This window comes from Serratia sp. CMO1, assembly GCF_015689115.1.
Lineage (GTDB): Bacteria > Pseudomonadota > Gammaproteobacteria > Enterobacterales > Enterobacteriaceae > Serratia > Serratia marcescens.
Map to the genome: position 1 here is coordinate 2,105,494 of NZ_CP065032.1, position 12,363 is coordinate 2,117,856.

The window sequence follows — 12,363 nt, forward strand, 5'->3', positions numbered from 1 at the left end:
GTTTTCTTGAAAAACGCCAATGACGTGCTACGCTTGATTCGGCAAAAATAAAATAAGTAAATAATTATTAATAAATATAATTACTTGATTTACATAATAAACTTAAATTAATGATGACGGCACCTATCCATCAGTTCTCCTACTGATGACAATCCTCGTCTTAAGGTTTAGTTAAGCTTGCGGCCTTACATTGGCAGTTAATCCACGGAAACGATTCTTCTCTGGCGTTTAATATTCGTTAAACGAAAGGGATTTACAGTGTCATCAAAAGCAGTTCGATACGTTTGGGGTTAACTATGGATCAATTTTTGCCTTTCTCTCGTCCGGCCATCGGCGACGAAGAAATCGCCGCGGTAGAGAAAGTGCTGCGTTCCGGCTGGATCACCACCGGGCCGCAAAACCAGCAACTGGAAAATGACTTCTGTTCCACTTTCGGCTGTAAGCACGCCATCGCCGTCAGTTCCGCCACGGCGGGCATGCACATCACGCTGATGGCGCTGGGCATCGGCCCCGGCGACGAAGTCATCACCCCTTCGCAAACCTGGGTTTCCACCCTCAACATGATTGAGTTGCTGGGCGCCACGCCGGTGATGATCGACGTTGACCGTGATACGCTGATGGTCAGCGCCGCCGATGTCGAGGCTGCCATCACCCCCAATACCAAAGCGATTGTTCCGGTGCATTATGCCGGTGCTCCCCTGCAGATGGATGCGCTGCGCGCCGTGGCCGAACGCCACCGCTTACCGCTGATCGAAGACGCCGCCCATGCGGTCGGCACGCGCTACAACGGCGAATGGGTCGGCGCGCGCGGCACGGCGATTTTCTCTTTCCATGCGATTAAAAACGTGACCTGCGCCGAAGGCGGCCTGATAGCCACCGATGACGATGCGCTGGCGGATCGCCTGCGTTGTCTGAAGTTCCATGGTCTGGCCGTCGATGCCTTCGATCGCCAGCAGCTAGGCCGCAAACCGCAGGCCGAAGTGGTGGAGCCGGGTTACAAGTACAACCTGTCCGACATTCACGCGGCGATCGCCGTGGTGCAGCTGTCACGCTTCGCTGAGCTGAACGCACGGCGTAAGGCGCTGGCACAGCGCTACCTGAGCGCGTTGGAAGGCTCGCCGTTCCAACCGTTGGGCGTGCCGGATTATCCGCATGACCACGCCTGGCACCTGTTCATGGTCCGCGTCGATCCGGCGCGTTGCGGCATCGATCGCGACCAGCTGATGGAGCGCCTGAAAGAGGTTGGCGTCGGCACCGGGCTGCATTTCCGCGCCGCGCACACCCAGAAATTCTACCGTGAGCGTTATCCACAGCTTTCTTTGCCGAATACCGAATGGAACTCGGCGCGGCTGTGCACCTTACCGCTATTCCCTGACATGACCGACGCCGACGTGGATCGCGTGGTCAATGCCTTGTCTTCTGTTGTGGAGTCTTTACGTGTCTCGCGTTGAACCGATTAAAAAAGTGTCGGTAGTCATCCCGGTATACAACGAGCAGGAAAGCCTGCCGGCGTTGCTGGAGCGTACTACTGCCGCCTGTAAGCAGTTATCTCAACCTTATGAAATCATCCTCGTCGACGATGGCAGCAGCGACAACTCCGCTGACATGCTGACCGCGGCGGCGGAAAAGCCGGACAGCCACGTGATCGCCGTTTTGCTGAACCGCAACTACGGCCAGCACTCGGCGATCATGGCCGGTTTCAACCAGGTGACCGGCGATCTGGTGATTACGCTGGACGCCGATCTGCAGAACCCGCCGGAGGAGATCCCTCGTTTGGTCAGCGTGGCGGAAGAGGGCTATGACGTGGTGGGCACCGTGCGCGCCAACCGTCAGGACTCCTGGTTCCGCAAAAGCGCCTCGCGCGTGATCAACATGATGATTCAACGCGCCACCGGCAAGTCGATGGGGGACTACGGCTGCATGCTGCGCGCCTACCGTCGTCATATCGTTGAGGCGATGCTGCACTGCCATGAGCGCAGCACCTTTATCCCGATTCTGGCGAACACCTTCGCCCGCCGCACGACCGAGATCGACGTGCGTCACGCCGAACGCGAGTTTGGCGACTCCAAGTACAGCCTGATGAAGCTGATCAACCTGATGTATGACCTGATCACCTGCCTGACCACCACACCGCTGCGTTTGCTCAGCGTGGTCGGCAGCATTGTGGCGCTGTCCGGATTTGTGCTGGCGCTGGTGCTGATTGCACTGCGTCTGCTGCTCGGCCCTGAATGGGCCGCCGGCGGCGTGTTCACCCTTTTCGCCGTCCTGTTCACCTTTATCGGCGCCCAGTTTGTCGGCATGGGGCTGTTGGGTGAATACATCGGCCGCATCTATACCGACGTGCGTGCGCGTCCTCGCTATTTTGTTCAGAAAGTGGTCGGTGCACAGCATGACCACAATACTCAGGAAGAAGAATGATGAAAGCTATTGTATTTGCTTACCATGATATTGGCTGCGCAGGTCTGAAAGCGCTGACTGAGGCGGGTTATGACGTGCAGGCCGTGTTCACGCACACCGACGACCCTGGTGAGAACAACTTCTTCTCCTCTGTGGCCCGTTTGGGCGCCGAATTGGATCTGCCGGTCTATGCGCCGGAAGACGTAAATCACCCGCTGTGGGTTGACCGCATTCGCGCACTGCAGCCGGACGTGATCTTCTCGTTCTATTACCGTCACATGCTGAGCGACGAGATCTTGTCGCTGGCGCCGCAGGGCGGTTTCAACCTGCACGGCTCGCTGCTGCCGCGTTACCGCGGCCGCGCGCCGGTGAACTGGGCGCTGGTGAATGGCGAAACCGAAACCGGCGCCACGCTGCATAAAATGGTGAAACGCCCGGACGCCGGCGACATCGTCGGTCAGCAGAAAGTGACCATCGCAGACAACGACACCGCGCTGACGCTGCACAAAAAAGTGCTGGAAGCCGCGCAGGTCGTGTTGAAAGAGCAACTGCCGAAACTGAAGAACGGCACCGCCACCTTCACCCGGCAGGATGAGTCTCAGGCCAGCTACTTCGGCCGTCGCACCGCGGCGGACGGCGAGATCCTGTGGCACAAATCCGCTAAAGAGATCAATAACCTGGTGCGCGCAGTCACGGAGCCGTACCCGGGCGCGTTCAGCTACCTCGGCCAGCGCAAACTGATTGTCTGGCGCTCTCGCGTGCTGGACACCCAACACGATAAACAGCCGGGCACCGTGCTGAGCACCTCGCCGCCGGTCATCGCCTGTGGCGAAGGCGCGCTGGAGATCGTCGCCGGTCAGAACGACAGCGGTCTGTACGTGCAGGGCAGCCGCCTGGCGCAGGAAATGGGCATCGTCACCGACGTGCGTTTGGCCGCCAAGCCGAACGCCGTAATGAAACGCCGCACCCGCGTGCTGATCCTCGGGGTTAACGGCTTCATCGGCAACCACCTGACCGAGCGCCTGCTGCGCGACGACCGCTACGACATCTACGGTCTGGATATCGGTTCTGACGCCATCAGCCGCTTCCTCGACAACCCGCGTTTCCACTTTGTGGAAGGCGACATCAGCATCCACTCCGAGTGGATCGAGTATCACATCAAGAAATGCGACGTGGTGCTGCCGCTGGTGGCGATCGCGACGCCGATCGAATACACCCGTAACCCGCTGCGCGTGTTCGAGCTGGACTTCGAAGAGAACCTGAAGATCGTTCGCGACTGCGTGAAATACAACAAGCGCATCATCTTCCCGTCCACCTCAGAAGTGTATGGCATGTGCGACGACAAAGAGTTCGACGAAGACCATTCGCGTCTGATCGTCGGGCCAATCAACAAGCAGCGCTGGATCTATTCGGTCTCCAAACAGCTGCTGGATCGGGTGATCTGGGCTTACGGCGCCAAAGAAGGCCTGAAGTTCACGCTGTTCCGTCCGTTCAACTGGATGGGGCCGCGTCTGGATAACCTGGACGCTGCGCGCATCGGTTCTTCCCGCGCCATCACTCAGCTGATCCTCAACCTGGTGGAAGGTTCGCCGATCAAACTGATGGACGGCGGCGCGCAGAAACGTTGCTTCACTGACATCAACGACGGCATCGAAGCGCTGTTCCGCATCATCGAGAACCGCGACGGCCTGTGCGACGGCCAGATTGTCAACATCGGCAACCCGACCAACGAAGCGAGCATTCGCGAGCTGGCGGAAATGCTGCTGGAAAGCTTCAACAACCACCCGTTGCGCGACCGCTTCCCGCCGTTTGCCGGCTTCAAGGACGTAGAGAGCAGCAGCTACTACGGCAAAGGTTACCAGGACGTCGAGCACCGCACGCCGAGCATCAAAAACGCTCACCGTCTGCTGGGCTGGCAGCCGACCATCGAGATGAAGCAAACCGTCGCCGATACGCTGGACTACTTCCTGCGCACTACCGTTCAGGAAGGGAACGGTGCATGAAGAAAGTCGGTCTGCGGGTTGATGTAGATACCTTCAGCGGCACCCGTGAAGGGGTGCCGCAGTTGCTGGACCTGTTCGAAAAGTACGACATTCAGGCCAGCTTCTTCTTCAGCGTGGGACCGGACAACATGGGGCGCCATCTTTGGCGCCTTTTGCGTCCGAAATTTCTGTGGAAAATGCTGCGTTCGAACGCCGCCTCGCTGTACGGCCTGGATATTCTGCTGGCCGGCACCGCCTGGCCGGGGCGCAATATTTCGCGCGCGTTGGGGCCGCTGATGAAGCGCACCGCCGAAGCCGGCCATGAAGTCGGGCTGCACGCCTGGGATCACCAGGGCTGGCAGGCCAAGGTCGGCAAATGGAGCGAGGCGCAGCTGACCGAGCAGGTGCAGCGGGGCGTCGACGCCCTGAGCGCCTGCACCGGCCAGCCGGTGAAATGCTCCGCCGTGGCGGGCTGGCGCGCCGATACGCGCGTGCTGGAGGTCAAGCAGCGCTTCGGCTTCCATTACAACAGCGATTGCCGCGGCACCCATCCGTTTCGTCCGGTGCTGAGCGATGGGCGTCACGGTACGGTGCAGATCCCGGTCACGTTGCCGACCTTTGACGAAGTGATCGGCAGCGAAGTCAGCATGGCCGACTTCAACGACTACATTCTGCGCGCCATCGAGAACGATCGCGGCGTGCCGGTGTACACCATTCACACCGAAGTGGAAGGCATGTCGCAAGCGGCGATGTTCGAACAGTTATTGCAACGCGCACAGCGGCAGGGCATCGAATTCTGTCCGCTGAGCGCGCTGTTACCGCAAGATTTGGCGTCACTGCCGTTGGGCCGCATCAAGCGCGCTCCTTTCCCCGGCCGCGAAGGTTGGCTGGGCTGTCAAACCGATGTGAAGGACGTTACATGAAGGCGCTAAAAGGATCCTGGGCCATTCTGCTGGCCGTTTTTTTTGCTCTGGTTTACCTGATCCCGCTTAACGGCCGCCTGCTGTGGCAGCCGGATGAAACGCGTTATGCCGAGATCAGCCGTGAAATGCTGCAACGCGGCGATTGGGTGGTGCCGCATCTGCTGGGGCTGCGTTATTTCGAGAAGCCGGTAGCGGGTTACTGGTTCAATAACATCAGCCAGTGGCTGTTTGGCGAAAACAACTTTGCGGTGCGCTTCGGCTCGGTGTTCAGCACCGGCATGACCGCATTGCTGGTGTTCGCGCTGGCGATGCTGATGTGGCGCAATGCGCGCCGTGCCAGCCTGGCGATGTTGATGTTCCTGTCGATGGTACTGGTGTTCAGCATCGGCACTTACAGCGTGTTGGATCCGATGATTTCGCTGTGGCTGGCGGCGGCGATGGTCAGCTATTACCTGACGCTGCAGGCCTCCTCGGTCAAGGGCAAGCTGGGCGCTTACGCATTGCTGGGCCTGGCCTGTGGCATGGGCTTTATGACCAAGGGCTTCCTGGCGCTGGCGGTGCCGGTGATCGCGGTGATCCCGATCGTCATTCAGCAACGCCGCATCAAGGATCTGCTGTGCTATGGCCCGGTGGCGATCGTGACCGCTACGCTGCTCAGCCTGCCGTGGGCGCTGGCTATCGCGCAACGCGAACCCGATTTCTGGAATTATTTCTTCTGGGTCGAGCATATTCAGCGTTTCGCCGAAGATAATGCTCAACACAAGGCGCCGTTCTGGTATTACCTGCCGGTTCTGCTGGCGGCGGTGCTGCCTTGGCTGGCGCTGCTGCCCGGCGCGCTGCTCAAAGGTTGGCGCGAGCGCGTACAGCGTCCGGAGCTGTTCTTCCTGCTGAGCTGGGCGCTGATGCCGCTGATCTTCTTCAGCATCGCCAAAGGCAAGCTGCCGACCTACATTCTGCCGTGCATGGCGCCGCTGGCGCTGCTGATGACCGCCTATGCGGAAGACTATGCCGCCACGCTGCGCGCCAAGCTGTTCAAGGCCAATGCCTGGTTGAACGGCCTGTTCGGGCTGATTGGCATCGTGGCGCTGGTGGTGTTGAGCTCCGGTCTGCTGCCGAAAGCGCATCTGTTTACTCCCCAGGAGTGGCCGAAAGTGGTGCTCGGCCTGATCGCCTTCGGCGGCTGGCTGCTGTTCGCATTGGTTTCTGCGCGCGATAACGGCCGCCAATGGCGCTGGGCGGCGGCTTGCCCGGTGCTGCTGTGCCTGGTGATCGGTTACGCCATTCCGCAACAGGTGACCGATTCCAAACTGCCGCAAAACTTCGCCCGCGCCACGATGGCCGAACTGAGCGACAGCCGCTATGTGTTGAGCGACAGCGTCGGATTGGCGGCCGGTCTGGCCTGGGAACTGAAGCGCAGCGACGTGCTGATGTACAGCCAGAAAGGCGAGGTGGCCTATGGTCTTGAGTACCCGGACGCCAAGGGGCACCTGATCAGCGATGCCGACTTCCCGCAGTGGCTGGCGCAGGCGCGCAAGCAGGGCAATGTGTCGCTGGTGTTGCAGCTGTCCCGTGATGAAGCGCTGCCGCAGGAGCTGCCGGTCGCAGACAAGGTGGATCGTATGAACCGCCTGGTGCTGATGTGGTATAAACAGCAACCATGATCGGTTTTTTGTTGGTGATAGTGGTCAGCCTGCTCACCTGTTGTGGGCAGCTGTGCCAGAAACAGGCGGCGCACTGCTGGGAACGGGCAGACGAGGCGCGGCTGAAACAGACGCTGCGCTGGTTGGCGCTGGCGGTGTTGCTGTTGGGGCTGGGCATGGCGGTGTGGCTCAATGTGTTGCAACGCCTGCCGCTCAGCCTGGCTTACCCGATGCTCAGTCTGAACTTCGTGATGGTGACGCTGGCGGCGCGCTGGCTGTTTCATGAGCCGACGACCGTTCGCCACTGGTGCGGCGTGGCGTCGATTATGCTGGGGATCCTGCTGATGAGCGTGCATTCATGAAGGGCTATGCCTGGGGCGCCGCCAGCGTACTGCTGGTGACGCTGGCGCAGTTGCTGATGAAGTGGGGCATGGTGCAGATCCCGCTGATGTCGTTCGCCGACGTCTCGTTGGCGCTGATCGGCGACAACGGGTTGCCGCTGCTGGCGGTGGGCGGCGGCATCTTCGGTTATGCGCTGTCGATGCTGTGTTGGTTCTTTGCGCTGCGCCATCTGCCGTTAAACCGCGCTTATCCTCTGCTGAGCGTCAGCTATGCGCTGGTTTACCTGGCGGCGGTGATCCTGCCGTGGTTTAACGAGTCCGCTACGCTGCTGAAAACGTTGGGCACGCTGTTTATTCTGTTCGGCGTCTGGCTGATTAACAGCAAACCCGAGACAAAATCGCCGGAATAGCGCCAAAACCGGCGATCCCTCCATTATCTCCCTTATGGAGCTTGCCTTTTTCATCGTGCGGGAGATAAATTAACGCCAAATGGCGCTCTCCTTACGTGATGCCGGCTTTGCCTCGCAGGCGGTGGTGTACCGGATGGCATAATGCGGCGACGTGTTCAATGAAGGGATATTATGCGGATGCGTGTGTGGTTTTTATTAGCCAGTTTGATCCTCGCCGGGTGTAGCAGCCATGCGCCGCCACCCAGCGGCCGCCTGGCGGACTCTATCGTGGTGGTGGCCCAGCTCAACGAACAGTTGCGCCAGTGGTACGGCACGCCATACCGTTACGGTGGTCTGGATCGCGGCGGCGTAGATTGTTCCGGCTTTGTTTACCGCACGTTCCGCGATCGTTTCGACATGCAACTGCCGCGTTCGACCGAAGAACAGACCTCCCTGGGCACCAAGGTTTCACGCGATGAGCTGATGCCGGGCGATCTGGTGTTTTTCAAAACCGGCGGCGGTGAGAACGGCCTGCACGTCGGCATTTACGATACCAACGACCAATTTATCCACGCGTCGACCAGCCGCGGGGTGATCCGCTCCTCGCTCGATAACGTCTACTGGAAGCGGGTGTACTGGCAGGCGCGACGCATTTAGCCTTAACCCGTTGATTTGGTGTATCATGGCGGCATCTCGTGTTTTGAACGGTGCCTGCCATGAACAGCCTGCGTTTACTGATCTCCGACTCCTACGATCCCTGGTTCAACCTGGCGGTGGAAGAGTGCATCTTCCGCGAAATGACCACGCAAAAGATTCTCTTCCTGTGGCGCAATGCCGAAACGGTGGTGATTGGCCAGTCGCAAAACCCCTGGAAAGAGTGCAATACCCGGCGTATGGAGCAGGACGGCATTCGGTTGGCGCGGCGCAGCAGCGGCGGCGGGGCGGTATTTCACGATCTGGGCAATACCTGCTTCACCTTTATGGCCGGCAAACCGGGCTACGACAAGAGTGTCTCGACCGACATCATTCTGCAAGCGCTGCGGCAGTTGGGCGTCACAGCCGGCGCGTCGGGGCGCAACGATCTGGTGATGGAAACCGCCGACGGGCCGCGAAAAATATCCGGATCGGCCTATCGAGAAACGCAGGATCGCGGTTTCCACCATGGCACGCTGCTGCTGAATGCCGATCTGGAACGGCTGGCGGACTACCTCAATCCGGATCCCAAAAAACTGCAGGCCAAGGGCATCACCTCGGTGCGTTCGCGCGTCGCCAATCTGGCGGAGTTTTTGCCGGGCATCAGCCATGAGCTGGTGTGTGAGGCGATCGTTCAGGCCTTCTTCGCCCACTATGGCGAGACGGCCGAGCCGGAGATCATTTCGCCGGATGTATTCCCCGAACTGCCCGATTTTGCCGCGCAGTTCGCCAAACAGAGCAGCTGGGAATGGAATTTTGGCAAGGCGCCGGCGTTCAGCCACTTACTCAACGAGCGCTTTGTCTGGGGCGGTGTAGACCTGTTCTTCGATGTGGAGAAGGGGGCGATCGTTCGCGCGCAGGTATTCACCGATAGCCTGAATCCCGCCCCGCTGCAGCGGTTGGCGGAAATGCTGGTGGGCTGCGCGTATCGAAGCGAGCCCGTTGCCGCTTGCTGTGACCGACTGATGGCGGACTATCCTCAGCAGGCGGCCGAATTAGCCGAGCTGCGGCAATGGCTGAGCGAAACGATCCGCTAGCGCGCGCAGGCCAGGTGATGAAGGGATGAGCGTGCTCATCCCTTTTTTATTGCTGAAATCGACGTTTTGCATGGCGGTAGCGCAGATTTTCTGAAAATCAAGGTGGGCATTTTTTTACGTTTTCAATGCCGCGAATAACGGGCGGAATTGATGCGTTATTAAATTTAATCAGTCGTCGTTAACGGCAGGAAAAATTGGCGTTAAGGAGGAAAGATTATTTTACTTTATTTAGGATTTTTCTTAAATAAAACAAAGGAGATAAGTCAAATTTAGCCATAAATCCATTCAACTTAAGTCAAATACCATTTTGCATAACGCGTTTGGCGCCCGCCATGGCATAAGTCCGGCTGCTTTTCTTTGCGCCTTTCACGATTGTCGTATAGCTTTAATCTATCAATTAAATGATATTTCATGGGTATTTACATTGATATTTCCGATTAATCCCAGAGGGATTGATCGATAAAATATATTGATATACGATGATACGCTAGCCATTCATCCTGTGGCATTAAAATGAACATCCAACTCGAAGCTGACTTTATTAGTAGCTATGTTTTTCAACCTGTTTACTCAATGGAGGGCGGGCTGTTGGCGGTGGAAATGTTGAGCCGTTTCAACAGTCTAGATGGTGATTTAGCCATGCCGGCCGAAATTGGGATTAATTTATTGGCGCCTGAACAAAGGATTGAGTTATTTAATGAGCAACTGAAACTTGCGGAGCAGCATGCGGCTTGGTTTACCGGTAACAACGTGCAGTTGACCATCAATATCGAAGAAACCATCGTTGAGCTTATTCTTTCCGATTCGGCGTTGGGCCAAAGGATCGGGCAATATCCTTTTATTGCATTTGAAATCAGTGAGAGTTTTCCGAATCTTTCGGCCGGCAAGAACAACCCGAGCGTGCGGCGATTAAGCGAAATGTTTACGCTGTGGCTCGATGATTTCGGTTCCGGTAAGGCCACGTTGACTGCGTTGTACGACGGTTTGTTTGACTACGTAAAGATAGACAAACGTTTTTACTGGCAGCTGTTTACCCATCAGGGGTATGACGTGGTCATTGACTCGTTGTTAAAGAATATCAACCTGTTATGTAAAGGCGTGATCGTCGGAGGAATAGAGAAAAAAGAGTATTTTAATAAACTCAGATACGCCGGTGTTTTAGGCCTGCAAGGTTTTTTATGGCCCAGCGTTGGTGTGGATAATCTGCAGGCTTTGCTGACGATGCCCAGCGAGTTCAATAATTAAGAAGTGATATAAAAAACTACACCCTATGAGGTCAATAATGCGCGGAGTGAGGTTACCGTGATCCCGCCGTCGTTATTCACCTCGTTTTGGGCTGATAACCGCGTTTGTCCGCCAGCGTTAAACCGCGTTCCCCCCGCCAAGCGGAAGCGCCAAACTCCCTGCATCCGTCCTGACGGCAGGCGGATGCGTTCTCCCTGCATTCCTTCGGTGTTAATCCGCCCGTTCACGCTCTACACTACGCTGAAACGGAGGGCCTATGCCGCAGTTCGATAACGCTTACTACCAACAGTTACCTGGTTTCTACACCGCTCTGAATCCAACGCCGCTTAAGGATGCGCGCCTGCTGTACCATAGCGAGCCGCTGGCGCGTGAACTGGGGCTGGATGAAAGCTGGTTTACTCAGGATAAAACCCCGATTTGGGTGGGAGAAACGCTGCTGCCGGGCATGCAGCCGCTGGCGCAGGTGTACAGTGGCCACCAGTTCGGCGTGTGGGCCGGGCAACTGGGAGATGGCCGCGGCATTTTGCTGGGCGAACAGCGCCTGGCGGACGGCAGCCACCGCGACTGGCACCTGAAGGGCGCCGGGCTGACGCCGTATTCGCGCATGGGTGATGGCCGCGCGGTGCTGCGTTCGGTGATCCGCGAGTTTCTGGCCTCTGAGGCGCTGCACCATCTGGGGATCCCCACCACCCGAGCGTTGACCATCGTCACCAGCCAACAACCGGTATATCGCGAGCAGCCGGAACGCGGCGCCATGCTGATGCGGGTGGCGGAAAGCCATGTGCGCTTCGGCCACTTCGAACACTTTTATTACCGTAAACAGCCGGAGCAAGTGCGGCAACTGGCGGATTTCGTCATCGCCCATCACTGGCCACAGCTGCAGGATCAGGCTGAGCGTTACCTGCTGTGGTTTACCGACGTGGTCGAACGCACGGCGCGTTTGATCGCCCATTGGCAAACCGTCGGTTTCACCCACGGCGTGATGAACACCGACAATATGTCGATTCTCGGCATCACCATCGATTACGGCCCTTATGGCTTCCTGGACGACTACCAGCCCGGCTATATTTGCAACCACTCCGATCACCAGGGACGTTACGCCTTCGACAATCAGCCGGCGGTGGCGCTGTGGAACCTGCATCGCCTGGCGCAGACCCTGTCGGGGCTGATGACCACCGAACAGCTGCAGCAGGCGCTGGCGGCGTATGAGCCGGCGCTGATGCGCGCCTACGGTGAACAGATGCGCGCCAAACTCGGCTTCTTCACGCCGACGGCGCAGGATAATGACGTGCTCACCGGTTTGTTGAGCCTGATGGCGCAGGAAGGGCGGGACTATACCCGCACGTTCCGCTTGTTGAGTGAGACCGAACAGCAGCAGGTGCAGTCGCCGCTGCGCGACGAGTTTATCGACCGTGCGGCGTTCGACGCCTGGTATCAGCAGTATCGTCAACGTTTGCAACAGGAACAGGTCAGCGATGCGGAACGGCAACGGGCGATGAAGGCGGTGAACCCGCGCCTGATCCTGCGCAACTATCTGGCGCAGCAGGCGATTGAGGACGCAGAGAAAGACGACGTGGGCCGTTTGCAGCGGTTGCATCAGGCTCTGCTGAGGCCGTTCGACGATGCGCCGGAGTATGACGATCTCGCCGCGCTGCCGCCGGACTGGGGCAAACATCTGGAGATTTCCTGTTCCAGCTGAGATGAAAAAGGGCGCCT

At 58.1% G+C, this 12,363-nt stretch carries 11 protein-coding genes; all 11 read left to right on the plus strand.

Features of this window, described 5'->3' with window-relative positions; all coding sequences use genetic code 11:
- Window positions 1-296 precede the first annotated feature (296 nt).
- Window positions 297-1,451 (plus strand): UDP-4-amino-4-deoxy-L-arabinose aminotransferase, encoded by a 1,155-nt coding sequence (gene arnB, locus IT763_RS10105; protein WP_033640509.1) that lies wholly within the window; start codon window positions 297-299, stop codon window positions 1,449-1,451.
- On the plus strand, window positions 1,438-2,418 hold the full coding sequence (gene arnC / locus IT763_RS10110) for an undecaprenyl-phosphate 4-deoxy-4-formamido-L-arabinose transferase (protein WP_015377702.1): 981 nt from the start codon (window positions 1,438-1,440) through the stop codon (window positions 2,416-2,418). Before arnB ends, arnC begins: the two co-directional genes overlap by 14 nt.
- Window positions 2,418-4,400: a bifunctional UDP-4-amino-4-deoxy-L-arabinose formyltransferase/UDP-glucuronic acid oxidase ArnA gene (gene arnA / locus IT763_RS10115; protein ID WP_206195452.1), complete on the plus strand. Its 1,983-nt coding sequence runs from the start codon at window positions 2,418-2,420 to the stop codon at window positions 4,398-4,400. The genes arnC and arnA overlap by 1 nt, the downstream gene beginning before the upstream one ends.
- Window positions 4,397-5,302 (plus strand): 4-deoxy-4-formamido-L-arabinose-phosphoundecaprenol deformylase, encoded by a 906-nt coding sequence (arnD, locus tag IT763_RS10120; RefSeq protein ID WP_016927957.1) that lies wholly within the window; start codon window positions 4,397-4,399, stop codon window positions 5,300-5,302. The genes arnA and arnD overlap by 4 nt, the downstream gene beginning before the upstream one ends.
- Window positions 5,299-6,963 carry a lipid IV(A) 4-amino-4-deoxy-L-arabinosyltransferase gene (arnT, locus tag IT763_RS10125; protein WP_016927956.1) on the plus strand — a complete coding sequence of 555 codons (1,665 nt, stop codon included), beginning with the start codon at window positions 5,299-5,301 and terminating at the stop codon, window positions 6,961-6,963. The genes arnD and arnT overlap by 4 nt, the downstream gene beginning before the upstream one ends.
- Window positions 6,960-7,304 (plus strand): 4-amino-4-deoxy-L-arabinose-phosphoundecaprenol flippase subunit ArnE, encoded by a 345-nt coding sequence (gene arnE / locus IT763_RS10130; protein WP_206195385.1) that lies wholly within the window; start codon window positions 6,960-6,962, stop codon window positions 7,302-7,304. Before arnT ends, arnE begins: the two co-directional genes overlap by 4 nt.
- A complete protein-coding gene (gene arnF, locus IT763_RS10135; RefSeq protein WP_016927955.1) occupies window positions 7,301-7,693 on the plus strand; it encodes a 4-amino-4-deoxy-L-arabinose-phosphoundecaprenol flippase subunit ArnF in 393 nt (130 codons plus the stop codon). Before arnE ends, arnF begins: the two co-directional genes overlap by 4 nt.
- A 171-nt stretch (window positions 7,694-7,864) precedes the next feature.
- Complete coding sequence (locus tag IT763_RS10140; RefSeq protein WP_016927954.1) at window positions 7,865-8,329, plus strand: NlpC/P60 family protein; 465 nt, start codon at window positions 7,865-7,867, stop codon at window positions 8,327-8,329.
- A gap of 59 nt (window positions 8,330-8,388) precedes the next feature.
- On the plus strand, window positions 8,389-9,402 hold the full coding sequence (locus IT763_RS10145; RefSeq protein WP_033640505.1) for a lipoate--protein ligase A: 1,014 nt from the start codon (window positions 8,389-8,391) through the stop codon (window positions 9,400-9,402).
- A 513-nt stretch (window positions 9,403-9,915) separates the two neighbouring features.
- On the plus strand, window positions 9,916-10,647 hold the full coding sequence (locus tag IT763_RS10150) for an EAL domain-containing protein (RefSeq protein WP_016927951.1): 732 nt from the start codon (window positions 9,916-9,918) through the stop codon (window positions 10,645-10,647).
- A 256-nt stretch (window positions 10,648-10,903) separates the two neighbouring features.
- Complete coding sequence (locus IT763_RS10155; protein WP_206195386.1) at window positions 10,904-12,346, plus strand: protein adenylyltransferase SelO; 1,443 nt, start codon at window positions 10,904-10,906, stop codon at window positions 12,344-12,346.
- The last annotated feature ends 17 nt before the right edge of the window (window positions 12,347-12,363 follow it).